The organism is Nocardioides gilvus, assembly GCF_003194605.1.
Lineage (GTDB): Bacteria > Actinomycetota > Actinomycetes > Propionibacteriales > Nocardioidaceae > Nocardioides > Nocardioides gilvus.
On record NZ_QHKY01000004.1, the window covers coordinates 188,510 to 214,980 of the forward strand.

The 26,471-nt window shown below is 68.5% G+C and carries 29 protein-coding genes; 20 read left to right on the forward strand and 9 right to left on the reverse strand.

Annotation, left to right across the window (positions count from 1 at the left end; all coding sequences use genetic code 11):
• Window positions 1–61: 61 nt before the first annotated feature.
• Window positions 62–964 carry a phosphotransferase gene (locus DNK52_RS12750; protein ID WP_110241393.1) on the forward strand — a complete coding sequence of 301 codons (903 nt, stop codon included), beginning with the start codon at window positions 62–64 and terminating at the stop codon, window positions 962–964.
• 6 nt (window positions 965–970) lie between these two features.
• Here the strand turns inward: DNK52_RS12750 and ypfJ are convergent, their stop codons facing one another.
• Entirely contained in the window at window positions 971–1,927 is a 957-nt protein-coding gene (gene ypfJ, locus DNK52_RS12755) for a KPN_02809 family neutral zinc metallopeptidase (RefSeq protein ID WP_110241394.1), read from the reverse strand.
• 69 nt (window positions 1,928–1,996) lie between these two features.
• On the opposite strand from ypfJ, the gene DNK52_RS12760 reads away from it, so the two are divergent.
• From DNK52_RS12760 to DNK52_RS12775, 4 genes are read left to right on the forward strand one after another with little or no spacing between them, the layout of a single operon-like run.
• Window positions 1,997–3,595: an ABC-F family ATP-binding cassette domain-containing protein gene (locus DNK52_RS12760; protein WP_110241395.1), complete on the forward strand. Its 1,599-nt coding sequence runs from the start codon at window positions 1,997–1,999 to the stop codon at window positions 3,593–3,595.
• A 52-nt stretch (window positions 3,596–3,647) separates the two neighbouring features.
• Window positions 3,648–4,439 carry an enoyl-CoA hydratase/isomerase family protein gene (locus DNK52_RS12765; protein WP_110241396.1) on the forward strand — a complete coding sequence of 264 codons (792 nt, stop codon included), beginning with the start codon at window positions 3,648–3,650 and terminating at the stop codon, window positions 4,437–4,439.
• A 19-nt stretch (window positions 4,440–4,458) separates the two neighbouring features.
• Window positions 4,459–6,333 (forward strand): ABC transporter ATP-binding protein, encoded by a 1,875-nt coding sequence (locus DNK52_RS12770; protein ID WP_239455617.1) that lies wholly within the window; start codon window positions 4,459–4,461, stop codon window positions 6,331–6,333.
• A 27-nt stretch (window positions 6,334–6,360) separates the two neighbouring features.
• The gene (locus DNK52_RS12775; RefSeq protein ID WP_110241397.1) at window positions 6,361–7,119 is read left to right on the forward strand and encodes an SDR family oxidoreductase; all 759 of its coding nucleotides are present in this window, start codon (window positions 6,361–6,363) and stop codon (window positions 7,117–7,119) included.
• On the opposite strand, the gene DNK52_RS12780 is transcribed toward DNK52_RS12775, so the two are convergent.
• Window positions 7,063–7,863 carry an SURF1 family cytochrome oxidase biogenesis protein gene (locus tag DNK52_RS12780; RefSeq protein WP_110241398.1) on the reverse strand — a complete coding sequence of 267 codons (801 nt, stop codon included), beginning with the start codon at window positions 7,861–7,863 and terminating at the stop codon, window positions 7,063–7,065. The genes DNK52_RS12775 and DNK52_RS12780 overlap by 57 nt on opposite strands.
• Before the next feature lie 54 nt (window positions 7,864–7,917).
• On the opposite strand from DNK52_RS12780, the gene moaA reads away from it, so the two are divergent.
• Window positions 7,918–8,910, forward strand: a complete 993-nt coding sequence (moaA, locus tag DNK52_RS12785; protein ID WP_110241399.1) for a GTP 3',8-cyclase MoaA — start codon at window positions 7,918–7,920, stop codon at window positions 8,908–8,910.
• Window positions 8,911–8,926: 16 nt separating this feature from the next.
• On the opposite strand, the gene DNK52_RS12790 is transcribed toward moaA, so the two are convergent.
• Window positions 8,927–9,139: an acetone carboxylase gene (locus DNK52_RS12790; protein ID WP_110241400.1), complete on the reverse strand. Its 213-nt coding sequence runs from the start codon at window positions 9,137–9,139 to the stop codon at window positions 8,927–8,929.
• Window positions 9,136–9,480 (reverse strand): DUF3099 domain-containing protein, encoded by a 345-nt coding sequence (locus DNK52_RS12795; protein WP_110241401.1) that lies wholly within the window; start codon window positions 9,478–9,480, stop codon window positions 9,136–9,138. Before DNK52_RS12795 ends, DNK52_RS12790 begins: the two co-directional genes overlap by 4 nt.
• A gap of 109 nt (window positions 9,481–9,589) precedes the next feature.
• On the opposite strand from DNK52_RS12795, the gene fabG reads away from it, so the two are divergent.
• Genes fabG through DNK52_RS12810 form a run of 3 tightly spaced genes read left to right on the forward strand, consistent with a single transcriptional unit; the run spans window position 9,590 to window position 11,650 of the window.
• Window positions 9,590–10,315, forward strand: a complete 726-nt coding sequence (fabG, locus tag DNK52_RS12800) for a 3-oxoacyl-ACP reductase FabG (RefSeq protein WP_110241402.1) — start codon at window positions 9,590–9,592, stop codon at window positions 10,313–10,315.
• An 11-nt stretch (window positions 10,316–10,326) separates the two neighbouring features.
• Window positions 10,327–11,097, forward strand: a complete 771-nt coding sequence (gene fabI, locus DNK52_RS12805) for an enoyl-ACP reductase FabI (protein ID WP_110241403.1) — start codon at window positions 10,327–10,329, stop codon at window positions 11,095–11,097.
• 37 nt (window positions 11,098–11,134) lie between these two features.
• Complete coding sequence (locus DNK52_RS12810) at window positions 11,135–11,650, forward strand: SixA phosphatase family protein (protein ID WP_162598762.1); 516 nt, start codon at window positions 11,135–11,137, stop codon at window positions 11,648–11,650.
• Between the two features lie 2 nt (window positions 11,651–11,652).
• On the opposite strand, the gene serB is transcribed toward DNK52_RS12810, so the two are convergent.
• Both serB and DNK52_RS12820 read right to left on the reverse strand, forming a co-directional pair.
• The gene (gene serB, locus DNK52_RS12815; protein ID WP_110241405.1) at window positions 11,653–12,864 is read right to left on the reverse strand and encodes a phosphoserine phosphatase SerB; all 1,212 of its coding nucleotides are present in this window, start codon (window positions 12,862–12,864) and stop codon (window positions 11,653–11,655) included.
• A 46-nt stretch (window positions 12,865–12,910) separates the two neighbouring features.
• Window positions 12,911–13,663, reverse strand: coding sequence for a hypothetical protein (locus DNK52_RS12820; RefSeq protein WP_110241406.1), 753 nt, complete (start codon window positions 13,661–13,663; stop codon window positions 12,911–12,913).
• 47 nt (window positions 13,664–13,710) lie between these two features.
• Here DNK52_RS12820 and DNK52_RS12825 point away from each other — a divergent pair, with 47 nt between their 5' ends.
• From DNK52_RS12825 to DNK52_RS12840, 4 genes are read left to right on the forward strand one after another with little or no spacing between them, the layout of a single operon-like run.
• The gene (locus tag DNK52_RS12825) at window positions 13,711–14,514 is read left to right on the forward strand and encodes an ABC transporter ATP-binding protein (protein WP_110241407.1); all 804 of its coding nucleotides are present in this window, start codon (window positions 13,711–13,713) and stop codon (window positions 14,512–14,514) included.
• A 54-nt stretch (window positions 14,515–14,568) separates the two neighbouring features.
• Window positions 14,569–15,030 carry an NfeD family protein gene (locus DNK52_RS12830; RefSeq protein ID WP_110241408.1) on the forward strand — a complete coding sequence of 154 codons (462 nt, stop codon included), beginning with the start codon at window positions 14,569–14,571 and terminating at the stop codon, window positions 15,028–15,030.
• Window positions 15,031–15,063: 33 nt separating this feature from the next.
• Window positions 15,064–16,182 carry an SPFH domain-containing protein gene (locus tag DNK52_RS12835; protein ID WP_110241409.1) on the forward strand — a complete coding sequence of 373 codons (1,119 nt, stop codon included), beginning with the start codon at window positions 15,064–15,066 and terminating at the stop codon, window positions 16,180–16,182.
• Window positions 16,179–16,943 carry a sulfite exporter TauE/SafE family protein gene (locus tag DNK52_RS12840; protein WP_110241410.1) on the forward strand — a complete coding sequence of 255 codons (765 nt, stop codon included), beginning with the start codon at window positions 16,179–16,181 and terminating at the stop codon, window positions 16,941–16,943. Before DNK52_RS12835 ends, DNK52_RS12840 begins: the two co-directional genes overlap by 4 nt.
• A gap of 2 nt (window positions 16,944–16,945) precedes the next feature.
• On the opposite strand, the gene DNK52_RS12845 is transcribed toward DNK52_RS12840, so the two are convergent.
• Window positions 16,946–17,926 carry an alpha/beta hydrolase gene (locus DNK52_RS12845; RefSeq protein ID WP_110241411.1) on the reverse strand — a complete coding sequence of 327 codons (981 nt, stop codon included), beginning with the start codon at window positions 17,924–17,926 and terminating at the stop codon, window positions 16,946–16,948.
• A 99-nt stretch (window positions 17,927–18,025) separates the two neighbouring features.
• Here DNK52_RS12845 and DNK52_RS12850 point away from each other — a divergent pair, with 99 nt between their 5' ends.
• Window positions 18,026–18,475, forward strand: coding sequence for a Fur family transcriptional regulator (locus DNK52_RS12850; RefSeq protein ID WP_110241412.1), 450 nt, complete (start codon window positions 18,026–18,028; stop codon window positions 18,473–18,475).
• Window positions 18,472–19,986, forward strand: a complete 1,515-nt coding sequence (locus DNK52_RS12855) for a catalase (RefSeq protein WP_110241413.1) — start codon at window positions 18,472–18,474, stop codon at window positions 19,984–19,986. Before DNK52_RS12850 ends, DNK52_RS12855 begins: the two co-directional genes overlap by 4 nt.
• Window positions 19,987–20,011: 25 nt before the next feature.
• Here the strand turns inward: DNK52_RS12855 and DNK52_RS12860 are convergent, their stop codons facing one another.
• Entirely contained in the window at window positions 20,012–20,377 is a 366-nt protein-coding gene (locus tag DNK52_RS12860; protein ID WP_110241414.1) for an ankyrin repeat domain-containing protein, read from the reverse strand.
• Between the two features lie 124 nt (window positions 20,378–20,501).
• On the opposite strand from DNK52_RS12860, the gene DNK52_RS12865 reads away from it, so the two are divergent.
• From DNK52_RS12865 to DNK52_RS12880, 4 genes are read left to right on the forward strand one after another with little or no spacing between them, the layout of a single operon-like run.
• Entirely contained in the window at window positions 20,502–21,653 is a 1,152-nt protein-coding gene (locus tag DNK52_RS12865; RefSeq protein WP_110241415.1) for an LLM class flavin-dependent oxidoreductase, read from the forward strand.
• On the forward strand, window positions 21,650–22,276 hold the full coding sequence (locus DNK52_RS12870) for an FMN reductase (protein ID WP_110241416.1): 627 nt from the start codon (window positions 21,650–21,652) through the stop codon (window positions 22,274–22,276). The genes DNK52_RS12865 and DNK52_RS12870 overlap by 4 nt, the downstream gene beginning before the upstream one ends.
• Before the next feature lie 59 nt (window positions 22,277–22,335).
• Window positions 22,336–23,562: a uroporphyrinogen-III C-methyltransferase gene (cobA, locus tag DNK52_RS12875; protein WP_110241417.1), complete on the forward strand. Its 1,227-nt coding sequence runs from the start codon at window positions 22,336–22,338 to the stop codon at window positions 23,560–23,562.
• Window positions 23,563–23,565: 3 nt separating this feature from the next.
• On the forward strand, window positions 23,566–24,369 hold the full coding sequence (locus DNK52_RS12880) for a TrmH family RNA methyltransferase (protein WP_110241418.1): 804 nt from the start codon (window positions 23,566–23,568) through the stop codon (window positions 24,367–24,369).
• A gap of 43 nt (window positions 24,370–24,412) precedes the next feature.
• On the opposite strand, the gene def is transcribed toward DNK52_RS12880, so the two are convergent.
• Complete coding sequence (def, locus tag DNK52_RS12885) at window positions 24,413–24,997, reverse strand: peptide deformylase (RefSeq protein ID WP_110241419.1); 585 nt, start codon at window positions 24,995–24,997, stop codon at window positions 24,413–24,415.
• A 111-nt stretch (window positions 24,998–25,108) separates the two neighbouring features.
• Here def and DNK52_RS12890 point away from each other — a divergent pair, with 111 nt between their 5' ends.
• Window positions 25,109–26,461 (forward strand): acyl-CoA dehydrogenase family protein, encoded by a 1,353-nt coding sequence (locus DNK52_RS12890; protein ID WP_204163524.1) that lies wholly within the window; start codon window positions 25,109–25,111, stop codon window positions 26,459–26,461.
• Window positions 26,462–26,471: the final 10 nt, after the last annotated feature.

A 26,471-nucleotide genomic window follows, 5' to 3' on the forward strand; every position in this document is an offset into this window, starting at 1 on the left:
GACACTCCGACGGAACCTCGGCCACACCGAGTCTGGGCGCCGGGTCTGCCACGATGTCGACATGTGGCAACCAGCGCCCGGTTGGCAACGACTTCCCGGTTCGGGGCCTTCGAGCCTCGGTGTGTGGACCGCACAGGAGGACGGACGGCGCGTGGTGATCAAGCGTCTGGTGGCGCCGACGCCTCATGACGACGCACTGCGCTCCCACCTCCGCCACCCTGCCTACTGGCGCCGCGCAGCCGACGTCGCCTGCTCCGGAGTCGTCGCTCGGACGCCCGGACTGCGTGAACCGGGGGTCGTGCGGGTCACCGAGGATGCCCAGGGCATCACCCTCGTGCACGAGTGGGTCGAGCCGCACCCGCGCTCCGCGCGGTCCTTGGCGCACTGCCTGGGGCGGTTTGCAGCCGCTGACCTGCCCGAACAACCGTGGTTCGTGCGCGGACAGCTCGACGCCCGGCTCCAACAGGTGGAGCGACGGGGAGGCTGGAGAACGCTGGCCCGCACCCCGGTTGCCGACCTGAGCAACGCCCTGTGGCAACGCAGGGGCTCCTACCTGGCCCGTCTCGCGGCGATGCCGCAGGTGCCTCAGCACGGCGATCCGGTGCCCGGCAACCTGTGGGGCGCCGACGACGAGGACGTCATCGCCCTCGACTGGGCCACGCTGGGGTACGGGCCGCACGGTGCGGATCTCGGCTACCTGGCACTCTCCGTGCCAGAGGAGCTGGACACGCTGCTGGAGGCGTACGTGACCGGAGCTGCAGCCATCTTCGACCCTCAGGCCGTACGGCTTGCAGCCAGGTGCACGGCGGTCTTCACCGTCCTGACCCGCGCGGACTGGGCGCTGTCGAGAGTCGCGCCGGGGGAGGGTGCCCTGGCCGGCAAGTTCACCCATCCCAGCATCGCTCCCTACATCAGGGCGATGCAGCGCCAACTTCCGATGATGAAGTCGCTGCTGGAGGTCTGAGGCGGATCAGAGTCGGCGGGCCGCAAAGGTGTCGCACGCCCGCAGGTCCCCGGAGTCGCGACCGACCTCGAACCAGCGCACCCGCTGCTCCGACGATCCGTGCGTCCACCCCTCCGGGTCCACCCGTCCACCGCTGCGCTTCTGGATCCGGTCATCGCCCACCGCCTTGGCGGAGTCGATGGCCTCCTGGACGTCACCCTCGTCGAGGTCGGCGATGAGCGGGACACCCTCGACGTCGCCCACTCCTTCGGCGGCTCGGGTCCACATGCCTGCATAGCAGTCGGCCTGCAGCTCGAGACGTACGGCGTCACTTGTCGGACCCTGCTGGGTCCGCACCTTGCCCATGGTGCCGAGGAGATTCTGGATGTGATGCCCGTACTCGTGGGCCAGCACGTAGGGCTCCACGAAGTCACCGCCACGCCCACCCAACTGCTTCTCGAGGACGTCGGCGAAGAAGGTGGTGTCGAGGTAGATGCCCTGGTCCGCAGGGCAGTAGAAGGGGCCCATCTGACTGGAGGCCTGGCCACAGTCGGTCGTCACGCCACCACTGAAGGTCGACAGCGTGGCGGGGCGGAAGGCCTGCTCGGAGAGTGTGGCGCGCCAGTAGGAGTACAGCGAGTTCTCGACCGCGACGCGTGCGCAGTCGACGTCCTGGTTGGCATCCTCGCCGGTCGTGCAGTTCGCGTAACGCTCGGTGTCAGCCATCCGGGAGCTGTCGGTGCCTGCGGCGCCTCCCAGCACGGAGTCGAGAGGCGAGCCACCGCCGTTGCCCCCACCACCTCCGAAGAAGTTGATCGCGACCACCACGAGGATCATGATCACGACTCCCAGGCCGCCGCCGGCCTTGGCGCCGCCGGGGATCGGGAGTCGCATCGAGGGGCCGCCACGGGAGCCGCCGCCACCTGAACCGGCCCGATCGCTGACTCGGGAGGTGTCGAGCCTGGCTTTGGGACTGAAGCGCATCGGGACGTCCTTCCTGGGGCTGTCGCCGATGGGGCTGGATCGACGAACTTACGTAGGCTAGTCCCCGAGATGATCACTGCCCAACAGCTTGAGGTTCGCGCCGGCGCGCGACTGCTCATGGAAAACGTCAGCTTCCGCGTCGCAGCCGGGGACAAGGTGGGCCTCGTGGGCCGCAACGGCGCTGGCAAGACGACGATGACCAAGATCCTGGCCGGAGAAGCACTGCCGGCCGCCGGCTCGGTGCAGCGGAGCGGCGAGATCGGCTACCTGCCCCAGGACCCGCGGATCGGGGACCCCGAGGTCCTGGCCCGCGACCGGATCCTCTCGGCCCGCGGCCTGGACGACGTCGTACGGCGTCTGCGCGAGGCCGAGGACGAGATGGGCAGCGACGACCCGGCGGTCAGCGAGCGGGCAATGAAGCGGTACACCCGCGCCGACTCGGAGCTGCACGCCGGGGGCGGGTACGCGGCCGAGTCCGAGGCCGCGACGATCGCCAGCAGTCTCGGGATCGAGGAGCGCATCCTTGCCCAGCCGCTGAAGACCCTCAGCGGTGGTCAGCGTCGCCGCGTCGAACTGGCGCGCATCCTCTTCTCGGGGGCCGAGACCCTCCTGCTCGACGAGCCCACCAACCACCTCGATGCAGACTCCATCGTGTGGCTGCGCAACTTCCTGCAGGCCCACCGTGGCGGCCTGATCGTGATCAGCCACGACAACGACCTGCTCTCGGCGACCGTCAACAAGGTCCTGCACCTTGACGCCAACCGGGCAACCATCGACGTCTACAACATGGGGTGGCGTGCCTACCTCACCCAGCGCGAGACCGACGAGCGGCGCCGCAAGCGTGAGCGGGCCAACGCCGAGTCGAAGGCGAAGACGCTGACCGACCAGGCCAACCGCATGCGGGCCAAGGCGAGCAAGGCCACCGCTGCCCAGTCGATGCTCAAGCGCGCCGAGAAGATGGTGTCCGGGCTGGACGCCGAGCGCGCCCAGGACAAGGTGGCCCGGATCAAGTTCCCTGCTCCCGCGGCCTGCGGGAAGACGCCGCTGATGGCGGAGGGGCTCTCCAAGTCGTACGGCTCGCTCGAGGTGTTCACCGACGTCAACCTGGCCATCGACAAGGGATCGCGCGTCGTGATCCTGGGGCTCAACGGCGCGGGCAAGACCACCATGATGAGGATCCTCGCGGGGGTCGACCAGGCCGACACCGGCGACATCATCCCCGGGCACGGGTTGAAGATCGGGTACTACGCCCAGGAGCACGAGACCCTCGACACCTCGCGCACGGTGCTGGAGAACATGCAGTCCGCAGCCCCCCAGCTGACGGACACCGATGCCCGTTCGGTGCTGGGCTCCTTCCTCTTCTCCGGCGACGACGCGCACAAGCCGGCCGGGGTGCTCTCGGGCGGCGAGAAGACGCGACTGGCCCTGGCCAGCCTCGTCGTCTCCAGCGCCAACGTGCTGCTCCTCGACGAGCCCACCAACAACCTGGATCCTGCTTCGCGCGAAGAGGTGCTCGCCGCGATCCGGACCTACGAGGGCGCGATCATCCTGATCACCCACGACGAGGGCGCGGTGCGGGCGCTCGAGCCGGATCGGGTGCTGCTGCTGCCCGACGGTGACGAGGACCTGTGGAACGACGACTACGCGGATCTGGTCTCACTGGCCTGACGGTTCGGTGCCGGTGCTACCAGCCGGTAAGTTCCCTGCCTAGGATTGCGGCATGACTACTGAGGAACTGCTGGCCCTGGGCCTACGTGTCGACGTCGACGGCGCAGTCGCCACCATCACACTGGACCGTCCCGAGGTGCGCAACGCCCAGACGCCTCAGATGTGGCGCGCCTTGGCGTCGGTGGGGGAGACCCTGCCCGAGGACGTCCAGGTGGTCGTCGTGCAGGGGGCGGGGGACACCTTCTCCAGCGGGCTGGACCGTCGGATGCTCGACCCGCGTGGCACGGGCGACGACCAGGAGACCGTCGTGGGACTGCTCCAGCGCAGCGACGAGGTGATCTCGGCCACGATCGACGACTACCAGAAGGGCTTCACCTTCCTGCGCGACCCGCGTTTCGTCTCCATCGCCAAGGTGCGGGGCCACGCCGTGGGGGCGGGCTTCCAGCTCGCGCTCTCCTGTGACATCCGCATCGTGGCCGACGACGTGAAGTTCTCCATGAAGGAGTCCGCGCTCGGGCTCGTGCCCGACCTGACGGGAACAAAGCCGCTGGTCGAAGCGGTTGGCTACTCCAGGGCACTCGAGATCTGTGCCACGGCACGCACGGTCGGGGCCGAGGAGTCCGTACGCATCGGCCTCGCTCTCTCGGCCCACCCGGGCGACGAGCTCGACGACGTGGTGAAGACTCTGGTCGAGTCCCTGACCGCACCGATGCCCGGTGTGGTCTCCGAGACCAAGAAACTGCTCCAGGGCGCGAACGACCGTGACCTGGACGAGCAACGCCGCCTCGAGCGGGAGGCCCAGACGCGTAGGTTCCGCGCCGTGGCCGCCGCCCTGGGGGGATGACGAAGGGAAACCCGTGTCGATGATGGGTCCCGGTGGGCGAGCCCTCCGGCAACTGCACTCCGATCGGTCCGTCGTCGACGCCCACGTGGAGCGCCGCACCCTGTGGCGGGTGCTCTCGTTCGCGCGACCACACAGCCGATTGATCGCCGGCTTCCTGGCGGTCACGGTGGTGGACGCGGCCCTCGTCGCCGTTCCCCCGTTGCTCCTGCAACGGATCATCGATGACGGGGTGGCGAACCAGGACGTCTCACTGGTGGCGTGGCTGGCCGGCGGTGTCGGGCTGGTGGCCGTGCTGGGGGCAGTCTTCACCGTGGTCAACGGCTGGTTCTCCAGCCGGATCGGCGAAGGGCTCATCTTCGACTTGCGCACCCAGGTCTTCGCTCACGTCCAACGCCAGTCGCTGGCCTTCTTCACCCGGACCCAGACCGGGGCCTTGGTGAGCCGGTTGAACAACGACGTGATCGGGGCCCAGCGGGCCTTCACCTCGACACTGCAGGGGACCGTCTCCAACATCATCGGGGCCCTGGTCGTCGGGGTCACGATGCTCTTCCTGAGTTGGCAGGTCACCCTGCTCTGCCTCCTCCTCTTCCCCGTCCTCCTGGTCGCCTCCCGCATGGTCGGCACGCGCCTCTCCGGCTTGACCCGGGAACAGATGGATGGCAACGCGGCACTCGGCAACGCCATGACCGAGCGGTTCAACGTCGGTGGCGCCATGCTGCTCAAGCTCTTCGGTCGCAGGAGCGAGGAGGACACCCAGTACGCGGAGAAGGCCGCCGTCGTGCGCGACCTCGGGATCCGGATCTCGCTGCTGACCAGGTGCTTCATGGCGGTGATGAGCCTGGTCCCCGCGCTGGCGACTGCTCTGGTCTACGGCGTCGGTGGCGCGATGGCCATCCGGGGTGATCTCTCTGTCGGGACCGTGGTGGCACTGGGCATCCTGCTCACCCGGTTGCTGGGGCCGCTGCAGGCCCTGTCCAACGTGCGCATCGACATCATGACCGCCCTCGTCAGTTTCGACCGTGTCTTCGAGCTCCTCGACCTCCCGTCCCCGATCGTGGAGAAGGAGGGTGCGCCGCGACTACCGCCCGACGCTGCCCGGGTGGAGTTCCGCGACGTCCACTTCAGCTATCCGCGCGCCGACGAGGTCTCCCTGGCCTCCCTGGAGGGCGTGGCTCGCAAGGAGAGCCGCGACGGTGGACCCGTCCTGCGCGGAATCTCCTTCGTGGCCGAACCCGGTCAGATGGTGGCCCTCGTCGGCCCGTCCGGGGCAGGCAAGACCACCGTCACGCACCTGGTCGCCCGTCTGTACGACGCCCGCGAGGGTGCGGTGCTCGTCGGTGGCCAGGATGTACGCGAAGTCGACCTGGAGTCATTGGAGGGCGTGGTCGGGTACGTCACCCAGGACGCGCACATGTTCCACGACACCATCCTCGCCAACCTCCTGTACGCCCGTCCCGGGGCCACGCACGAAGAGGTCTGGGCGGCACTGGAGGCCGCGCAGGTGGGCGACCTCGTCCGTGCCCTGCCTGACGGGTTGGAGACCGTGGTCGGCGACCGCGGGTACCGCCTCTCCGGAGGGGAGAGGCAGCGCCTGGCGATCGCACGCCTCCTGCTCAAGGCGCCTCCCGTGGTCGTGCTGGACGAGGCGACCGCCCACCTCGACAGTGAGTCCGAGGCAGCCGTGCAGCGGGCGCTCGATGCGGCGCTCGAAGGACGTACGTCCCTGGTCATCGCGCACCGACTCTCGACGGTGCGCAACGCTGACCTGATCCTTGTGCTGGACCACGGGCGGATCGTCCAGCGCGGCACCCATGACGAGTTGTTGGCGCTGGGTGGTCTCTACGCCGACCTGCACCGCACCCAGTTCGTCGGCGGGGGTGCACCCACCGCTTGAGCACCGGTGCTCGGTTAGGTTGCGGTCATGGATCTCCAACTCACCGACCGGGTCTACATCATCACTGGCGGAAGCCGTGGCCTCGGCCTGGCCGCCGCTCGAGCGCTGTTGCAGGACGGTGCCCGAGTCGTCCTGGCCGCACGTGACGAGCAGGCGCTGCGGACTGCGGCCCTCGAATGGGGAGCCGACCGGGTGGTCACCGTGGTGGCGGACAACGCCGACACCGACACGCCCGGGCGGCTCATCGCAGCCGCGCGAGACGCCTGGGGACGTCTCGACGGCGCCCTGATCAGCGTGGGTGGCCCCTCGGCCGGAGGTTCCACGCAGGCGACGGACGAGCAGTGGCGGGCAGCGTTCGAGTCCGTCTTCCTGGGCTCGGTGCGACTGGCCCGCGAGATCGGGGCTGAGCTGGGTGAAGGCGGTTCGCTGGCCTTCGTCCTCTCCACCAGCGTGCGGGCGCCGGTGAGCGGTCTCGGGATCTCCAACGGGCTGCGCCCGGGTCTGGCGATGGTGGCCAAGGAGATGGCGGACGAGTTCGGGCCCCGCGGGGTGCGCGTGAACACCTTGCTGCCGGGCCGCATCGACACCGATCGGGTCCGCAGCCTGGATGCGCAGAGCGGTGACGCCGAGGCGTCCCGTGAGCGTTGGAGCCGGACGATCCCCTTGGGTCGTTACGGTCGTCCCGAGGAGTTCGGCGCGGTGGCGGCCTTCGTGCTCTCGCCCGGCGCATCATTCGTGAACGGCGTGGCGCTCCCCGTCGACGGTGGGATCCTGCGCTCCCTCTGAGTCTGCGGTGGGCTCGTCGCGACGATCGCGCCACTCGTCGTACAAGAGGTAGAAGAAGCCGAAGACGGCCAGCGCACCGAAGAACCACCACTGGATCCCGTAGAAGAAGTGCGGACCCTCGTCGACCTCTGGCTCGTCGATGGGCTTGAGGGACACCTCGGGATCGGGCGTCTCCTCGACCAGTTCCACGAACCCACCGAGCAGGGGGCGATCGATCGCCTCCGAGATCTGCACGCTCGAGATGGCCCGCGTGCTCTGCTCAGTGACCTTCGTGGCGTCGCCGGTGGCGTCGATGCGTACCCGCCCCACGATCTCGACCTCACCGCCCGGGGGAGCCGGAACGTCAGTGGGCACCTCACCCCGGTTCTGGGTGGCCCACCACCCGCGGTCGACCAACAACGAGGTGCCGTTGCCCAGGTCGAGGGGGACGGTCACCTGCACGCCTGATCGCCCCTTGTGGGTCCGGTAGCGGACGTAGACCGAGTCCTCGACGACATAGGTGCCGCGCGCCTTGACGATCGACCACTGCTCGTCGTCGGAGACCGCCTCCCCGACGGCCATGATCGTCTCGACCGGGACCGGGTCCATCGCCTCGTTGCGCAGGATGATCTCGTTGCGCTCCCGCCGGTCCTCCAGGCGGTCGAACTGCCACTGGCCCAACCACACCGCCAGCCAGGTCAGGAGGATCACGATGAGGAAGAAGAGTCCCCACCGGCGGCTGAGGAGGAATGCGAGGCGTTGCACGCTCTGAGGCTATCGCTCGGCAACAAGCCATCATCCCCCACCTATGCTGGGTTCATGACGGGCAGACTGAACGACAGTTTCGGGCGCACTGCGACCGACTTGCGGGTCTCCCTGACGGATCGTTGCAACCTGCGCTGCTCGTACTGCATGCCGGCGGAAGGCCTCGAGTGGCTGCCCGGGCAGGACCAGCTCACCGATGACGAGTTGATCCGCCTGATCGGGATCGGCGTGCACCACCTCGGGATCGAGGAGGTGCGTCTGACCGGGGGAGAGCCGCTGCTGCGTCGCGGTCTCGTAGCACTGGTCGGCCGGATCCGCGCCCTGGGTGACATCGACATCTCGATGACGACCAACGGCATCGGTCTGGCGCGCAGCGCCGCGGCCTTGGCCGAGGCCGGGCTCGACCGGGTCAACGTGAGCCTGGACACCGTACGGCCCGAGACCTTCGCGCAGATCACCCGCCGCAACCGGCTCGAGGACGTCGTGGCCGGCCTCGCCGCAGCCCAGTCCGCTGGGCTCGGACCCGTCAAGATCAACGCCGTCCTGTTGCGGGGCGTCAACGACGACCAGGCCGGCGAACTGCTGCACTGGTGCCTCGAACGCGGGTACGAGCTGCGGTTCATCGAGCAGATGCCTCTCGACGCACAGCACAGTTGGAGTCGTACGGACATGGTCACCGCGGCCGAGATCCGGGGGTGGCTGGGGGCGCGGTACACCCTGTCGCCGGCCCCTGTGCGGCGTGGGAGTGCCCCTGCTGACCTCTTCTCGGTCGACGGGGGGCCGGGCACCGTCGGCATCATCGCGTCCGTCACCGAACCCTTCTGCGGGGACTGCGACCGCGTACGCCTCACCTCCGACGGTCAGCTCCGCAACTGCCTCTTCAGCCGCGACGAGTCCGACCTCAAGACAGCGATGCGTGCCGGGATCTCGGACGAGGAGTTGGCCCAACGTTGGGTGGTTGCCCTGGGGGCGAAGAAGGCCGGACACGGCATCAACGACCCCACCTTCCTGCAACCGCCGCGGCCCATGTCTGCCATCGGTGGCTGAGGCGGGTCAGTGGCCCTCAGCCGGGTTCGGCTGACTCCGAGGGCTGATGCGGTACGACGTCCTTGAGGAACGCGCGAGCCGCAAGGAAGGACGAGAGCGACTCCCGGTGCGCCTCGCAGGCCAACCAGGTCTTCCGGCGTTCCGGTGTGTGGAGCTTGGGGTTGTTCCACAGCAGGGCGTGGACCGCCGCGACGTTGCATCCCTTGGCGGAGCAGGTGTCAGGCTTCACGTCTCACTCCTGGGCGAGTCAGTGGTGGGCGCCTCGACGGAGAGCGTCGTTGAGCCACCCTCGAGCTGGCGAGCGGTGACTCCGGTGAGCAGGGGCTCCTCGTGGCTGCTGCGTGCGGCGTTGGCCATCACCACTGCCACGTAGGGCAGGAAGACCGCGCCTGCCATGAGGACCCACCGCAGCCAGCCGGGCCCCACGGCGACCGCTCCCACGAAGCAGAGAACACGAAGGCCCATGGAGATGAGGTAGCCACGGACGCGGCCGTCCATCTCTTCGCGACGACTCGTCGCCGCGGTCGTGATGCGCACCGGCTCGGAGTCCTCGCGCTTGCCGATGGCCATGCAGCCAGCCTACGTCGGTCCGCCTGAGGCCTTGCTGCTTGCCCGGTGTCCGGCAGCGTACGAGAGCGCCTTTTCATGTACTCCACGGTAATCATTAGCGTCATCGTCCGTGACTGAAGAGAGACCCACCGCAGCCCGCTCGGTGCTCGTGACCGGCGGCAACCGCGGCATCGGCCGTGCCATCGCAATGGCGTTCATCGCCCAGGGCGACAAGGTCGCTGTGACCACCCGCAACGGGGGCGCTCCCGAGGGAGCGCTGGACGTACGGTGCGACGTCACCGACCCCGAGGCCGTCGACGCTGCCTTCGCCACCGTCGAGGAGGCCCACGGCCCGGTGGAGGTGCTGGTGGCCAGTGCAGGTGTCACCGACGACACCCTGATCCTGCGCATGAGTGAAGAGGCGTGGGGCAACGTCATCGAGACCAACCTCACCGGCTCCTTCAGGCTGGCCAAGAGAGCAGCCAAGGGAATGCTGCGCCTGCGTCGTGGGCGGATCATCTTCATCTCCTCGGTGGTCGGTCTCCTCGGCTCCGCTGGACAGGTCAACTACGCCGCCTCCAAGGCCGGTCTGGTCGGGATGGCCCGCTCGCTCTCCCGTGAGCTCGGCAGCCGCAGCATCACCACCAACGTGGTGGCCCCCGGCTTCATCGACACCGACATGACGGCCGTCCTGAGCGACGAGCAGAGGCAGGGCATCAAGGCCCAGGTGCCACTCGGTCGCTACGGCGACCCGACGGAAATCGCGTCCGCGGTCACCTGGCTCGCCTCCGAAGGCGCCGCCTACGTCACCGGGGCCGTGATCCCGGTCGACGGTGGTCTCGGCATGGGACATTGAGGAGCAACGACATGGGAATTCTCGACGGCAAGACGATCCTGGTGGCCGGCGTCACCATGGACAGTTCCATCGGCTTCGCGACCGCCAAGGTGGCGCAGGAGCAGGGTGCGACGGTCCTCATCTCCAACTTCGGCCGGGCGCTCGGCATCACCCGACGCATCGCCAAGCGGCTACCGGTCGAGCCGCCGGTGCTGGAGCTCGACGTCACCGACCCGGACCACCTCGAGGGGCTGGCCGAGCAGGTCCGGGAGCACACCGACCACCTGGACGGAGTCGTGCACTCGATCGCGTACGGCAATCCCGAGACCGTCCTGGGGGGAAAGTTCCTGCAGGGCCCGTGGGACGACGTCTCCCAGGCCGTCCAGGTCTCTGCCTTCTCCTTGAAGTCACTGGCCGTCGCCACGCGACCGATGATGTCGTCCGGCGGTTCCATCGTCGGACTGACCTTCGATGCCACCACTGCCTGGCCTGCCTACGACTGGATGGGAGTCGCCAAGGCGGCACTCGAGTCCACGTCTCGCTACCTCGCCCGGGATCTCGGTCCTGAGGGCATCCGCTGCAACCTGGTGGCAGCCGGACCGCTGAAGACTCTGGCCGCGAAGGCGATCCCGGGATTCGAGGACCTCGAAGCGTCCTGGAAGGACCGTGCCCCCCTCGGCTGGGACGAGTCCGACCACACGCCCACGGCCAAGGCCGTCGTGGCACTGCTCTCGGACTTCTTCCCGGCCACCACTGGCGAGATCGTCCACGTGGACGGTGGCTTCCACGCCATGGGGCTGTGAGCGAGAGCTTCTTGCCGGGGGTGGGAGAGTGGTCCTCGTGAACGATCCTTCGCGCCGTCTGGTGATCATGCGGCACGCCCAGGCTGAGACGGTCGCCTCGTCCGACCACGACCGAGCGCTCACTGCCCGGGGGATCACCGCTGCCACGGAGACCGGTCGCTGGTTGGCCGAACACGGGGTGGTCCCGGACCATGCCCTCGTCTCTGCGGCGCGGCGGACACGACAGACCTGGGACGCGGTCGCGCAGGGAGCTGGATGGGAGTTGGAACCGGACATCGAACCGGCGCTCTACTCCGCTGGCTCCGAGAGTGTCATGGACCTGCTGCGGCTCACGCCCGACGGCGCAAAGTGCGTGGTGGTACTCGGGCACAACCCGACGGTGAGCTACCTGGCACAACTGATCTCCGACGGACGGGGTCTGGCTGCCCTGCACGAGGAGATGGCACGGGGCTTTCCGCCCACTGCCTCAGCGGTCTTCGACGTGACCGAGACCTGGTCGTCCTTCGCCCTCGGCGACGGTCGGCTGGTCGGCTTCCACGTCGGGGTGCACTGACCTCAGCCGAGCGACGAGGGAGTGAAACCCGCCTCCGCGTCGGCTTCCTCGATGAGTTCGCGCGAGATCCCCAACAGGTAGAGGATCGTGTCGAGGTAGGGCACGTTGACCGCGGTGTCGGCTGCGTCGCGTACGAGAGGCTTCGCGTTGTAGGCGATCCCGAGACCGGCAGCGTTGAGCATGTCGAGGTCGTTGGCGCCGTCCCCGATGGCGATCACCGACTCCTCGGCGACTCCCAGCGCTGAGGCGAACTCGCGCAGGGCCGCGGCCTTGCCCGCACGATCCACGACCTCACCGACGATCCCTCCGGTCAGCTTCCCGTCGACGATCTCCAACTCGTTGGCCCGGGCGAAGTCGATGTGCAGGTCCTCGGCCAGGCGGTCGGTGATCTGGCTGAACCCACCTGACACGATCGCGAAGCGGTACCCCAACCGGCGCAGGGTGCGCACCATCGTGCGGGCCCCGGGGTTGAGCTGGAGGTCCTGGAAGACCGCGTCGAGGGCTGAGGCGTCGAGGCCCGCCAGCAGCGAGACCCGGTGGCGCAGGGACTGCTCGAAGTCCAGCTCACCGCGCATCGCGGCTTCGGTCACCCGGCGCACCTCTGCCTCGACCCCGGCGTGGGCGGCCAGCATCTCGATGACCTCTCCCTGGACCAGCGTGGAGTCCACATCCATGACGATCAACCGCATGCCGTGGCGCAGGAGATTCGCCGGCTGGACAGCGATGTCGACCCCTTGCGCGGCGGCCTCGGGGGCCAGCAGGGCGCGCAGCTTGTCGGGACGGACCCCGGAGACGTGGAGATCGATCGCCGTCACGGGGTAGCGGGCCATGCGGATGATGCGGTCGATGTTGGCGCCGCAGTCGGCGATCCGTCCCGTGATGGCGGCGAGCGCCGCGGCCTTGAGCGGGGCACCGATCACTGTGACGTGGCTGCGGCCCACGGCCCGCACCTTGTTGTCGCCCTGGCCCTGGGCCACCTCGACCTGCATGCCGAGCGCTTCGCCCTGCGACTCGAGAGCCTGGCCCAGGCGCTTCCAGTCATGGGGTGCCGACACCAGGATCCCCAGGACCAGGCGCCCCCGCAGGACGACCTGCTCGATGTCGACCACCTCGACACCGGCGGACGCCAGTGAGTCGAGGACCGACGTGGTGACCCCGGGTCGGTCCTTGCCGGTCAGCGTGATCAGCAGTGTCTTCGCAGCATCTGGTTCCATGGCAGTGCGAAGGCTACCCGCGCGGGGCGGCCTTCGCCGCGCAGGATCACGCAGAGGGCCACACATCGGGAGAGCAGGCTGCCACCAGAGCGCGTCGGGCAGCACGTTCGAGCCCGGAGAGAACCTCCTGACGACGGGCCACCTCGGTGGCCGAGAGAGCACCTCCGTGGTCGCGCAGGGCGACTTCCACGATGCGCCAGGCCTGGGCAGCCCGAGCCGCCAGGGCCAGATGGGCGGGGTCGATGCCCGGGACGCCGGGCAACCGGGGCACACGACGCAGGTCCATCAACTCGTCAGCAGTGGTGGGGCTCCAGGCGCCCACGTCGAGTTCCGCCAGGGAGTCTGTCGCGCGCAGCATCGTCTGCCGCAGTCCCCGGTCCGCCTCGCCGACGTCGGGGACTGAACGGCGCGCCGTGGAGTGGACCAGCCACGTGACGGCGTCGCTGCCCTCGTGCGGCACCGCACCCACACCCACCTGGGTCGCCACCAGGCCCTGGCCCGCCATCAAGGCGTCGGCGTTGAAGGCTGCAGGTCCTCCCAGACCCAAGGGATCACCGTCGACCGGCAGGGTGATGGAGACGTGGGTGGCCCCACGACGGCGCAGAGCAGCCAGGAAGGGCAGGGCCGTCTGCCCTTCGCAGTCGGTCAGGTCCTTGTTCGTCGCCGACGCCGCACGGAACAGGTGCAAGCTGCCCAGTTCAGCCAGTGCGTCGAGCAGGTCGTCGGTGACCACGTGGCCCTGCAACCAGGCCGTGCTCCACCACGCCACGGCACAGACCTGGGGGAGTGCGACGTCCATCCGGGGAGACTAACCCCGGCGTGACGCGGCTCGCTAAGGTACGCGCCATGACCACTGTCCTTGAATTCGCCGGCGTGACGGTTCGACGCGGAGGCACCACCCTCCTGGACGACGTGACGTGGACGGTGGAGGAGGACGAACGCTGGGTGGTCCTCGGTCCCAACGGTGCGGGCAAGACCACGCTGCTCCAGGTCGCCGCCGCCCAGATCCATCCGAGCGCCGGGGTCGCGGGCATCCTCGACGAGGTGATGGGCGCCGTCGACGTCTTCGAGTTGCGCACTCGCATCGGCTTGACGAGTGCGTCGCTCGCGGACCGCATTCCGCGGGACGAGCTGGTGCGCGACGTCGTGGTCTCGGCCTCGTACGCGGTGGTGGGTCGGTGGCGGGAGACGTACGAGGAGCTCGACCACCGGCGGGCCGAGGACCTGCTCGCGGAGGTGGGCGCGCTCGGTCTCGCCGACCGTGCGTTCGGCACCCTCAGCGAGGGGGAGCGCAAGCGGGTGCAGATCGCCCGAGCACTGATGTCTGACCCTGAGCTGTTGCTCCTCGACGAGCCCGCTGCGGGCCTCGACCTGGGTGGCCGGGAGGACTTGGTCTCCACGTTGGCCTCGATCGCGCTGGACGCCGACTCCCCGGCCACGGTGATGGTCTCCCACCACGTCGAGGAGATCCCGCCGGGATTCACCCATGCATTGATGCTGCGGCAGGGCAAGGTGATGGCGCAGGGACCCCTGGAGCGGGTGGTGACCCAGGAGGCTCTCTCGGAAACCTTCGGGATGGCGCTCGTGCTCACCCAGAGTGGCGGCAGGTACGCCGCACGCCGGCGGGCTCCCATGCGCGCCGCACTCTGACCACAGCGCACGCTGCCCGGCCCGGAGCGTGGACGGCGCAGATAGGGTTCAAGCATGGAATGGTTCCGAGAGCACATGTGGGAGACCTGGCTCGGCATCTCCGCGATCCTCCTGGTCGCAGAGATGTTCAGCCTCGACCTCGTTCTTGCCATGTTCGCGATCGGCGCCCTGGTCGGCATGGTCGCAGCTCTGGTCGGGTTGCCGGTCTCCGTGCAGCTGGGGGCAGCCGGGGTCACAGCCCTGGCTGCAGTCTGGTTGTTGCGCCCCTCCATGGCCAAGCGGCTCCACGGTGGTCCGGAGCTCAGCCTCGGTCACGGCAAGCTCGTCGGCCGGGAGGCCGAGGTCACGGCCGACATCTCGCCCACCACCGTGGGCCGGGTGATGTTGGCGGGGGAGACCTGGAGCGCCGTTCCCTATGACGAGACCGCGACCATCTTGGCGGGTGAACACGTCGAGGTGATGGAGATCCGAGGTGCCACCGTGGTGGTCTATCCGGTTGCCCGGCTGGACCCCTGACCTGTCCGACCCACCCACAGAACGGAGAACCTGTTGCTGCCTTTCATTCTGGTGGGACTGCTCCTCGCCTTTCTCGCAGTGCTGCTGAGCAAGACGGTACGGATCATCCCCCAGGCCCGCGCCGGCATCGTCGAACGCTTCGGAAAGTACAAGCAGACGCTGCCCGCCGGCCTCAACATCGTCGTCCCCTTCGTCGACCGTGTGCGGTACATGATCGACCTGCGCGAGCAGGTCGTGAGCTTCCCGCCGCAGCCCGTCATCACCGAGGACAACCTGGTGGTGTCGATCGACACGGTCATCTACTTCCAGGTGACCGACCCGATCGCGGCCACCTACGAGATCGCCAACTACATCCAGGCCGTGGAGCAGCTCACCATGACCACCCTGCGCAACATCGTGGGTGGGATGGACCTCGAGGACACCTTGACCAGCCGTGAGGAGATCAACAACGGCTTGCGTGGCGTCCTCGACGAGGCGACCGGCAAGTGGGGGATCCGGGTCAATCGCGTCGAGATCAAGGGCATCGACCCGCCCCCCTCCATCAAGGACGCGATGGAGAAGCAGATGCGGGCCGACCGGGACAAGCGTGCGCTGGTCCTGCAGGCCGAGGGTCAGCGCCAGTCGGCGATCCTCACCGCAGAGGGCAACAAGCAGTCCTCCATCCTGAACGCCGAGGGTGAGCGGGAGTCTGCGATCCTGCGGGCCCAGGCGGACCGTGAAGCCTCCATCCTCCGCGCCCAGGGAGAGGGACAGGCGATCCAGACCGTCTTCCAGGCGATCCACGACGGCCAGCCGGACCAGTCGCTGCTGGCCTACCAGTACCTGCAGATGATGCCCAAGATCGCCGAGGGCAGCGCCAACAAGGTCTGGATCGTGCCCTCCGAGATCGGGCGGGCTCTTGAAGGGCTCGGGTCGACCATGACCGAGATGGCCGGGATTCCCCAGGACGCCACTCCGACCAAGCGGGTCGACATGGGTCCGACGGAGCCGCAGGGCACCCTGGGATCCTCCGGGGCCTCCGATGCAGCGCAGAAGGCTGCCGCAGAGGCCATTGCGGCTGCGCAGCAGATCGCCATGCCCGCCGGTGGGAAGACATCGACACCGGGTCGTGCGGGAGCCGAGCAGTCCGGCCAGGAGCCGCCGCCGCAGTGAGCGCGTTGGAAGGTGTCGTGATCCTGATCGCCGGGATCGCTGCTGGCACCATCAACACCATCGTGGGGTCGGGAACGCTGATCACGTTCCCGACCTTGCTGGCGTTCGGGGTGCCTCCGATCACTGCCAACGCCTCCAACACCATCGGACTGGTGCCGGGTGCGATCTCGGGTGCCGTCGGGTACCGGCGTGAGTTGGTCGGCCAACGCGATCGCGTCGTGCGACTGCTCAGCGCGTCGGTGCTCGGCGGCGCCGCGGGGGCCGTCCTCCTGCTCGCGTTGCCGGAATCGGCCTTCGCCACCATCGTCCCGGCCCTGATCCTGCTCGGCATCGTGCTCGTGGTCACGGGACCCAGGATTTCACGCCTGGTGGCTGCCCGCCACGAGGCGACAGGTGGCGTACCTGCGCACGGGGCCTGGTGGGTGTGGCCCGCCATCGGGCTCGCCGGCGTGTACGGGGGCTACTTCGGGGCCGCCCAGGGGGTGCTCCTGATGGCCATCCTCGGGATCGGCGTCCAGGAGTCGCTGCAGCGGCTCAACGGGGTGAAGAACATCTTGGGAGCGGCCGTCAACGGCGTCTCCGGCCTGATCTTCGTCTTCGTGGCGGAGGTCGACTGGCGGGTGGTGGCGCTGATCGCAGTTGGCTCCGTGATCGGGGGTCAGATCGGGGCAGGCGTCGGCCGTCGACTGCCGGACCTCTGGCTCCGTACCGCGATCGTGGTCGTCGGTGTCTCCGCGCTGGTCTTCTTCCTGCGCAGTTGAGCTCAGGCCTCGACGTATGCCTTCAGCCACCGGTCGAGCTGGTCGTACGCCTTCTCCCGCGCCGGCGGGCGCGAGAGCACGACGTCGTGCCTCGCTCCCTCGATCGTCACGTTGGTGACGTGGCGACCCAGCGCCGGGCTGTGACGACGGATCTGGTCGACGTCGAGCACGATGTCCGAGGTGTGCACGTCCTCACCCATCTGCGCGGGCAGCGTGGTCCGGTCCGAGGCCATGACCAGGATGGGCACCTCCAGGTCAAGGCCGCGCTGGATCCTGGCGTGTCCCTCACGGATCGCGTTGAACCAGCCGGCCCGGACGGGACGGGAGTTCAGGGGCTTCCAGTCGAGGTCGAAGTCCCACTCGCCCTCGTGGTCCCGGTGCAGGGATCGTACGTAGAAGCCGTTGATGGGCCTCGGGAGGACTCGTTCCGGGGAGCGGGCGGCCACCCGCCGGATCACTCCGGTGCCCAGGGAACGCATCAACCACGGTCCTCGTAGATCCAGCCAGGGTGCGTTGAGGACGATCGCTGCCAGAGGTGCAGGCTGCCTGTCGTGTGCCCACAGCGGGACGACCAGCCCGCCCGTGGAGTGGGCGCTGGCGACGACGACGTCGTGACCGTCACGCTCCGAGATGAGGGCGAGTGCGGCGTCGAGCTCTTCGTAGTACTCCGAGAGGTCAGCGACGTAGTTCGGGGTCTGGTGCTCCCTGATGGAGCGCCCGAACTTGCGTAGGTCGAGCGCGTAGAAGGTGTATCCGCGATCGGTCCACCACTCGGCGTACTCGGTGTGGAAGAAGTAGTCGGCGAAGCCGTGGACGTGCAGGACAGCACAGTTGGTCTCACCGTGGGTGGGACGCTTGACGAGGGTGGCGACGACCGGGCCCTCGGCGTCGTCGCGCATGGTGAGCGTCTCGCTGGTGTACGGCGATCCCAGGACGTCGCCCACGGATTTCGTGGCGACGGGACGCGCGGACGATTCGGACATACCGGCAGTCTGCCCCACCGGCGGTGGCCGCGTGGGGGGACGGGGACACACCACGGTCTTTTTTTGACTGATTCCAGAATGGATGACATGGTGCAACGCATGTCCTCCACCGCAACCAGCACGCTCCTGCGCGACGCTGCGCTGCGTGTGACCCGTCCGCGGGTGGCAGTGCTGGAGGCGTTGGAGCATCACCCCCACGCCGACACCGATGCCGTGGTCCGGCTCGTGCGTGAGCAGATCGGGACGGTGTCGACCCAGGCGGTCTACGACGTGCTGCGCGCCCTCACCGCAGCCGGACTCGTGCGTCGGATCGAGCCCGCTGGTTCCCCCGCGCGCTTCGAGCGTCGGGTGGGCGACAACCACCACCACGTCGTCTGTCGCGGCTGCGGAGCGTTGGCCGACGTCGACTGCGCCGTGGGCGAGGCGCCCTGCCTGAGCGCCTCCAACGCCCGAGGCTTCGTCATCGACGAGGCCGAGGTCACCTACTGGGGCACATGCCCCACCTGCACTTCCCGAGAATCCACCACCCAAGGAGATGCCCTTACATGACCGAGAAGCCCACGAACTCCGCGCCGCTGACGACAGCGGCCGGCGCCCCGGTGGCGAACAACGAGAACAGCATGACGGCCGGTCCCCGCGGCCCGATGCTGCTGCAGGACCTGTGGTTCCTGGAGAAGCTCGCCCACTTCGACCGCGAGGTCATTCCGGAGCGCCGGATGCACGCCAAGGGTTCGGGCGCCTTCGGTACGTTCCGCGTGACCCACGACATCAGCCAGTACACCAAGGCCAAGCTCTTCAGCCAGGTGGGCAACGAGGCCGAGATGTTCGCCCGGTTCTCGACCGTCGCCGGTGAGCGTGGCGCAGCCGACGCCGAGCGTGACATCCGTGGCTTCGCGCTGCGCTTCTACACCGAGGAGGGCAACTGGGACGTGGTCGGCAACAACACCCCGGTCTTCTTCTTCCGCGACCCGCTGCGCTTCCCCGACCTCAACCGCGCCGTGAAGCGCGACCCCCGCACGAACCTGCGCGACGCCGAGAACAATTGGGCGTTCTGGACGGGTCTGCCCGAGGCGCTCCACCAGGTCACGATCGTCATGTCCGACCGTGGCATCCCGGCGAGCTACCGCCACATGCACGGCTTCGGCTCGCACACCTTCTCGTTCATCAACCACGGAGGCGAGCGTTCCTGGGTGAAGTTCCACTTCCGCACCCAGCAGGGCATCGAGAACCTCTCCGACGCCGAGGCAGCCAAGCTCGTCGGTGAGGACCGTGAGTCGAGCCAACGCGATCTCTTCGACGCCATCGAGCGCGGCGACTTCCCGAAGTGGAAGTTCTTCGTCCAGATCATGCCGGAGGCGGACGCCAAGTCGTACCGTTTCCACCCGTTCGACCTGACCAAGGTGTGGAGCAAGAAGGACTACCCGCTCATCGAGGTCGGCGAGTTCGAACTCAACCGCAACGCGGAGAACTACTTCGCCGACGTCGAGCAGGCTGCCTTCACCCCGGCCAACCTGATCCCGGGCATCTCCTTCTCCCCGGACAGGATGCTCCAGGGGCGCCTCTTCTCCTACGGAGACGCCCAGCGCTACCGCCTGGGGATCAACCACCACCAGATTCCCGTGAACTTCCCCCGGGCCGCCGCTCACACGGTCAACACCTACCACCGTGACGGCGCCATGCGCATCGACGGCAACCAGGGTGGCGTGCCCGGCATCTGGCCCAACAACGAGGGCAACTGGCCCGACTCGAAGCAGCACCAGAACCCGGCCCAGGAGATCGGCGGGGTCGCGGACCACTTCGATTTCCGTGAGGACGACGACAACTACTTCGAGCAGCCGGGCAACCTCTTCCGTCTCATGACTCCGGAGAAGCAGCAGTTGCTGTTCGAAAACACCGCGCGCAACATCGCGGGTGCGTCGCAGACCTCGATCGAACGTCACATCGAGCACTGCACCCTGGCTGACCCGGCCTACGGCGAGGGTGTGGCCAAGGCACTTGCGGCCGTGCGCGCAGGCGAAGCGTCCGACGCGGACGTGAACTCGCAGAACGAGCCTGTCTGAAGCACTGCAGGACTGAGCTGAGGGCTCAGAGCGGGCGGCCGAACATCTCGGCGGCCTGACGAGCACTGGGGGTGCCGGCGTCAAGATCTGCGCCGGCACCCTTCAGCACTTCCACCACGTCGTCCGCGCCCTTGAAGAGGGCCCCTGCGACGGGGGACTGGTCCCGGGCGTTGCGCAGGTCGACGTCGGCCCCGCGTCGGATCAACATCGCGACGGTCTCGGTCTGTGAGTGGTAAGCGGCCAGCATGAGCAAGGAGTTGCCGTCCTCGTCGACGAGGTCCGCCGGGACTCCGTGGTCAAGGAAGTCGGCGAGCTCAGCTGTCTGCCCGGTACGCGCGAGATCCAGGGCCAACTCCACGACGCGGGACTCTTCTTCGGGGGTGAGGCTCATGCGCCCACTGTGCCACCTGCGGGGTCGTGCTGGCCGCGGGCACAGCTCGGCTGACGGGTGCTGGAATAGATGCGCAGGGCACGTCGTTCGGACTCTAGTTGGGCATTCAATCAAGGAGTTGGCCATGCAGTTCGGAATCTTCACGGTCGGTGACGTCACCACCGACCCGACCACGGGGCACACCCCCACCGAGCACGAACGCATCAAGGCGACGGTCGCGATCGCCCAGAAGGCCGAAGAGGTCGGTCTGGACGTGATCGCGTTCGGCCAGCACCACAACCCTCCGTTCACGGCCTCGTCGCCGACCACGACGATGGCCTACGTGGCCGCGCTGACCGAGCGGATCCTCCTCTCGACCTCCACCACCCTGATCACCACGACGGACCCAGTGCGCATCGCTGAGGACTACGCCCAGCTGCAGCACCTCGCCGACGGGCGCATGGACCTCATGCTCGGTCGGGGCAACACCGGACCGGTCTACCCGTGGTTCGGCAAGGACATCCGTCAGGGCATCGAACTGGCCGTGGAGAACTACGCCCTGCTACACCAGTTGTGGCGCGACGACGTCGTGAACTGGCAGGGCAAGCACCGCACCCCGCTGCAGGGCTTCACCGCGACCCCACGCCCGCTCGACGGCGTGCCTCCCTTCGTCTGGCACGGCTCGATCCGCAGTCCTGAGATCGCCGAGCAGGCGGCCTACTACGGTGACGGCTTCTTCTCCAACCACATCTTCTGGCCCTCCAGCCACACCGCACAGATGGTGGGTCTGTACCGCCGTCGGTTCGAGCACTACGGGCACGGCAAGGCTCACCAGGCCATCGTCGGGCTGGGTGGACAGGCGTTCATCGCGAAGAACAGCCAGGACGCCGTCAACCAGTTCCGCCCGTACTTCGACAACGCCCCCGTCTACGGCCACGGACCTTCGCTCGAGGAGTTCGTGGAGGCCACGCCGCTGAACGTCGGGTCGCCCCAGCAGGTCATCGAGAAGACCCTGGGCTTCCGTGAGTACGCGGGTGACTACCAGCGCCAGTTGTGGCTGATGGACCACGCCGGGCTCCCGCTCAAGACCGTGCTCGAGCAGTTGGACCTGCTGGGCGAGGAAGTCGTGCCGGTCCTGCGCAAGGAGTTCGCGGCCCTCCGCCCCGCGGACGTCCCCGACGCCCCCACCCACCAGTCCCTCGTCGCTGCCGCCGGCGGCGGACGGGACAGCACGGTGCCCGCCCCGGCCGACGCCGTGACCGGCCAGTCGCCCGTCCCCGAAGGAGCCCGAGCATGAGTCTGCGGATCGCCGTCGTCACGGCAGGCCTCAGCAACCCGTCGTCGACCCGTCTCCTGGCCGACCAACTGGCGGCGTCCGCTGTCTCTGCGCTCGCCGACGTCGGCGCGTCGGCCGAGCTGGACGTGGTCGAGCTGCGTCCGCTGGCCCACGCGCTGGCCGACCGTCTGCTGACGGGTTTCCCGACCGGTGACCTGTCCACGGCCATCGCGAAGGTGGTCACCGCCGATGCCCTGATCGTCGTGTCGCCGATCTTCTCCGCGTCCTACTCCGGGCTCTTCAAGATGTTCTTCGACGTACTGGAACCCGAAGCCCTTGCAGGTGTTCCGGTGGTGCTGGCGGCCACGGCGGGCAGCGCGCGGCACTCCCTGGTCCTTGAGCACGCCATGCGTCCGCTCTTCTCCTACCTGAAGACCACCCCCACTCCGACGGCCGTGTTCGCCGCCAGTGAGGACTTCGGCGACACCGACGGTGGAGCACTGACCGTGCGGATCGAGCGAGCTGCCCGCGAGCTGGCTGCACTCGTCTCGGGAGTCGGTGGCCGGGCGACGCCGCGTGGGCGCAGCCTCGAGGAGCAGTTCGCGGACCCCACGCCGTTCGCCGAGCTGCTCGGGCGCACCTGAGCCGCCCACGTACGAGGACACCGGAGCCGGTACCCCTGCGCAACAGGGAGAATGGGGTCATGAGCAGTTCAGCCCCGTATCCCGCTGGTCTTCGTCTTGAGGGACGGCGCGTCGTGGTCGTCGGTGGAGGACACGTCGCGCAGCGCCGGATCCCTCCGCTCATCGACGCCGGCGCGGTCGTTGTGGTGGTCTCTCCCGAGGTCACCCCTGCGATCGAGGGCATGGGATCGGAACTGACGCTCACGATGCGGGGTTTCACGGCCTCCGACCTCGACGATGCCTGGTACGTCATCGCAGCCACCGACGACAGCGTGGTCAATGCAGAGGTCTCGAGGGCTGCGGAGGAACGCCGCATCTTCTGTGTACGCAGCGACGACGCAACCCAGGCGTCGGCCTGGACACCGGCTGTCGGTCGCCACGGATCAGTCACCGTCGCCGTGCTGGGGGACCGAGAGCCTCGTCAGTCCGCGGCACTGCGCGACGACATCATCACCGCACTGCGAGACGGGCAGCTGACTGCTTCGGGGGCATTGGATCGAACCCCCGGTGTGGTGATCGTGGGTGGTGGCCCCGGCGACCCGGAGATGGTGACCGTCGCCGCGCGCCATGCCCTGGCTTCAGCGGACGTGGTGGTGGCGGACCGGCTGGCGCCCCGGGCGCTGCTGGACCAGCTCGGCCCGGACGTGGAACTCATCGACGTCGCCAAGCTCCCGCGGGGGCGCAGCGCCCGGCAGGAGTTCATCAACGAGGTCATTGTGGAGCGCGCCCTGGCCGGCAAGCGGGTCATCCGGTTCAAGGGCGGTGACAACTTCGTGTTCGGCCGTGGCTTCGAGGAGATCGAGGCCTGTCGCGCAGCGGGCGTGCCGACCACGGTGATCCCTGGGCTGTCCTCCTCGATCTCGGTGCCGGGGATCGCTCAGATCCCGGTGACCCACCGTGGGGTCGCGCACGAGTTCACCGTGATCTCCGGCCACCTTCCGCCGGGCCATCCGGACTCCTTGCTGAACTGGTCGGCGTTGGCAGGGCTACGGGGCACGCTCGTCATGCTGATGGCTGTCGAGAATGCTCCGGCGATCGCGTCGGTCCTCCTCGCCGAGGGGCGTGGCGCGGGCACTCCCGTCGCCGTGGTCGTCGATGGCACCATGCCTGCGGAACGCACCGTCCTCTCCACCCTGGGGGAGTTGGCGACCGATCTGGTGGCCCACGACGTACGTCCCCCCGCCATCATCGTGGTGGGTGAAGTCGTCCGGGTGGCCCATCCGGAGCGCTACCGGGCGGTCGGCTGATCCGTGGCCGAGATCATTGAGATCACTTCCGCTGACGACCCGAGGCTCAGTGACTACCGCGACCTGCGCGACGTGCAGCTGCGCAAGAGCATGGAGGCCGAGCACGGTCTCTTCCTGGCCGAGGGTGAGAAGGTGGTGCGTCGCGCGGTCGAGGGTGGTTTTGCGCCACGCTCCTTCCTGATGGCTCCGCGTTGGGTGGATGACCTCCAGGACGTGCTGGCCACCACCGACGCGCCGTGCTTCGTGGTGAGTGAGCAGTTGGCCGAGGAGGTCACGGGCTTCCACGTGCACCGGGGAGCGCTGGCCTCGTTGGCGAGACGGCCGTTGCCGAGCGTCTCCGAGGTGCTGGCTGGTGCACGCTCCGTGCTGGTGCTCGAGGACCTGGTCGACCACACCAACGTGGGGGCTGCCTTCCGCTCCGGTGCGGCGCTGGGCTTCGACGCTGTGCTGCTGTCACCGCGGTGCGCCGATCCGCTCTATCGCCGGGCTGTGAAGGTTGCGATGGGCGCTGTCTTCTCGATGCCGTGGACGCGCCTGCCCGAGTGGCACGGAGCCATGGGGGCGTTGCGGGAGGCAGGTTTCACCACGGTGGCCCTCACACTGGCCCCCGATGCAGTGCCCGTCGAGGAAGCCGTCGCAGGCGTCGACCGACTGGCGTTGGTCCTGGGGTCGGAGGGACCCGGCCTCTCGGAGCACTGGCAGTCGTCGGCCGACCGGCGAGCAATCATCCCGATGCGGGAAGGGATCGACTCCCTCAACGTTGCAGCCGCCTCAGCCGTCGCCTGCTACATCGCGGGCCGGCGCTGACCAACCCCGACGCTCGCTCAGGCGCGCCGAGAGATTGCTGCGGTCACTCCACGGGCCAGTCGGCCGCATATTTGCGACGCGCCTTCTCGTGCGCCTTGGTGAGCTTCTTGCGGACCTTGTCCGACAACCGGTCGCCGAAGACCGTGCCGAGGGTGTGGTCGGTCTCGTGCTGCAGGCAGCGGGCCAACAGCCCGTCCCCCTCGTAGGAGACCGGTTCCCCGGTGAGGCCGCTGCCGTCGACCCTCGCCCAGTCGGGACGGGCACAGTCGACGAAGGCTCCGGGGTAGGAGAGACAGCCCTCTTCGTCCTCGTCCAGTTGGCGCTCGGGGCCCTGGGGCAGGGTGAGGACGGGGTTGCAGACGACACCAGCCGTGTGCTCCCCGCTCTCGTCGGGGCAGTCGAAGACGAACATCGCCACGTCAGCGCCGATCTGGCAGGCGGCCAACCCCACGCCATCGGCTGCTCGCATGGTGGCCACCATGTCCGCGGCCAGCGCAGCGAGGGCTTCGTCGAAGACCGTCACCGGCTGCTGTGGCCGGTGCATGACGGGGGTTCCCCACCGGGTGATGGGTCGGATCGTGCCCCCGGTCGGCAGGGGGCCGTGGGGCTCACGGGCGGCGGTGCTCATGGCGCGGATCCTACGCGGGGCACAGATCGGACATCAGGGGTGGACATGAGGGATGGACATGGGGATGGACAGGGTGTGGCGCAGTGTGTAACTGACAGTTACATTGTGCCCATGTTGTTCTCATCACACCGGAGCACCGGAAGCAGCCACGGCCTGGCCTCCACCGAGACCAGAGCGCCCATCGGTTTCGCCGTCGCGGCCTTGAACAGGCTTGCCCAGAGTGACCTGCTCGACCGGGCGCGAATGCGCCGGCCGGCCGAGCAACTGGTCTTCACCGCGACCCGCGGGGGGTTCCGTACGGCAGCCGCCGCCGGGCGTGCCTTCGCCCGACGCGGCGGTCCGGGCCCCGGCGTGCGTCAGGAGGCCAGCTCGAACAGTGGCGTCTTCGACCTCAATCCCACCGAGGACGAGCAGATGCTCGTCGACGTCGTGACGGACTTCGCCACCGAGGTGCTCCGACCCAGCGCGGCCGAGGCCGACGACGCCTGTGCTGCCTCGGAGGCAGTGCTCAAGGGCGCCAACGAGATCGGCCTGCCGATCCTGGGCGTCCCCGAGGCCCTCGGCGGGATCAGCGAGCACCGTTCCGCCATGGCGGGGACCCTGGTGGCCGAGGCCCTGTCCCGTGGGGACATGGGACTGGCGGTCGCCACGTTGGCACCCGGATCGGTGGCCACCGCGATCTCCCTGTGGGGGACCGACGAGCAGCAGCAGAGCTACCTGCCGGCCTTCACCGGTGACGACGTACCGGCCGCGGCGCTGGCCCTGGCCGAGCCGACCGTGCTCTTCGACGTGTTACGTCCCGCCACCCGCGCGACCCGTACCGCTGACGGCTACACCCTCACGGGCGTCAAGTCCGCCGTGGCCCGCGGAGCCGCTGCGGAACTCTTCGTGGTCGGTGCACTGCTCGACGGCAAGCCCGCGCTCTTCCTCGTTCCATCCAGCACCGATGGCCTGGAGATCGAGGCTGACCCCTCGATGGGCGTACGGGCGGCCGGTCTGACACGTCTCACGCTGACGGAGGCACGCGCGGAGTTGCTCGGTGACGCCGACGGTGCGGCCTACACCGAGTGCGTCCGGCTCTCACGTCTGGCCTGGTGCGCGCTCGCCGTCGGGACCGCGCAGGCGGTGCTCGACTACGTGAAGGTCTACGTCAAGGAGCGCGAGGCGTTCGGTGAACCGATCGCGCACCGTCAGTCGGTCGCGTTCATGGTCGCCGACATCGCCATCGAGCTCCAGGCGATGCGTCTCGTCACCTGGCGGGCCGCCTCGCGCGCCTCGCAGGGCAAGGAGTTCGCCCGCGAGGTCGCACTCGCCCGCAAGCTGTGCGCCGACAAGGGCATGAAGATCGGTCTGGACGGGGTGCAACTCCTCGGCGGGCACGGTTTCGTCAAGGAGCACCCGGTCGAACGGTGGTACCGCGACCTGCGTGCCATCGGTCTGATGGAAGGAGCCGTCCTCGTCTGAGGGCACCACA

Coding starts and splice junctions, on each gene's coding strand:
- DNK52_RS12750 (WP_110241393.1), top strand. CDS start 62: ATGTGGCAACCAGCGCCCGGTTGGCAACGACTTCCCGGTTCGGGGCCT.
- ypfJ (WP_110241394.1), bottom strand. CDS start 1,927: ATGCGCTTCAGTCCCAAAGCCAGGCTCGACACCTCCCGAGTCAGCGAT.
- DNK52_RS12760 (WP_110241395.1), top strand. CDS start 1,997: ATGATCACTGCCCAACAGCTTGAGGTTCGCGCCGGCGCGCGACTGCTC.
- DNK52_RS12765 (WP_110241396.1), top strand. CDS start 3,648: ATGACTACTGAGGAACTGCTGGCCCTGGGCCTACGTGTCGACGTCGAC.
- DNK52_RS12770 (WP_239455617.1), top strand. CDS start 4,459: ATGATGGGTCCCGGTGGGCGAGCCCTCCGGCAACTGCACTCCGATCGG.
- DNK52_RS12775 (WP_110241397.1), top strand. CDS start 6,361: ATGGATCTCCAACTCACCGACCGGGTCTACATCATCACTGGCGGAAGC.
- moaA (WP_110241399.1), top strand. CDS start 7,918: ATGACGGGCAGACTGAACGACAGTTTCGGGCGCACTGCGACCGACTTG.
- DNK52_RS12795 (WP_110241401.1), bottom strand. CDS start 9,480: ATGGCCATCGGCAAGCGCGAGGACTCCGAGCCGGTGCGCATCACGACC.
- fabI (WP_110241403.1), top strand. CDS start 10,327: ATGGGAATTCTCGACGGCAAGACGATCCTGGTGGCCGGCGTCACCATG.
- serB (WP_110241405.1), bottom strand. CDS start 12,864: ATGGAACCAGATGCTGCGAAGACACTGCTGATCACGCTGACCGGCAAG.
- DNK52_RS12820 (WP_110241406.1), bottom strand. CDS start 13,663: ATGGACGTCGCACTCCCCCAGGTCTGTGCCGTGGCGTGGTGGAGCACG.
- DNK52_RS12825 (WP_110241407.1), top strand. CDS start 13,711: ATGACCACTGTCCTTGAATTCGCCGGCGTGACGGTTCGACGCGGAGGC.
- DNK52_RS12830 (WP_110241408.1), top strand. CDS start 14,569: ATGGAATGGTTCCGAGAGCACATGTGGGAGACCTGGCTCGGCATCTCC.
- DNK52_RS12845 (WP_110241411.1), bottom strand. CDS start 17,926: ATGTCCGAATCGTCCGCGCGTCCCGTCGCCACGAAATCCGTGGGCGAC.
- DNK52_RS12850 (WP_110241412.1), top strand. CDS start 18,026: ATGTCCTCCACCGCAACCAGCACGCTCCTGCGCGACGCTGCGCTGCGT.
- DNK52_RS12855 (WP_110241413.1), top strand. CDS start 18,472: ATGACCGAGAAGCCCACGAACTCCGCGCCGCTGACGACAGCGGCCGGC.
- DNK52_RS12860 (WP_110241414.1), bottom strand. CDS start 20,377: ATGAGCCTCACCCCCGAAGAAGAGTCCCGCGTCGTGGAGTTGGCCCTG.
- DNK52_RS12865 (WP_110241415.1), top strand. CDS start 20,502: ATGCAGTTCGGAATCTTCACGGTCGGTGACGTCACCACCGACCCGACC.
- DNK52_RS12870 (WP_110241416.1), top strand. CDS start 21,650: ATGAGTCTGCGGATCGCCGTCGTCACGGCAGGCCTCAGCAACCCGTCG.
- cobA (WP_110241417.1), top strand. CDS start 22,336: ATGAGCAGTTCAGCCCCGTATCCCGCTGGTCTTCGTCTTGAGGGACGG.
- def (WP_110241419.1), bottom strand. CDS start 24,997: ATGAGCACCGCCGCCCGTGAGCCCCACGGCCCCCTGCCGACCGGGGGC.
- DNK52_RS12890 (WP_204163524.1), top strand. CDS start 25,109: ATGTTGTTCTCATCACACCGGAGCACCGGAAGCAGCCACGGCCTGGCC.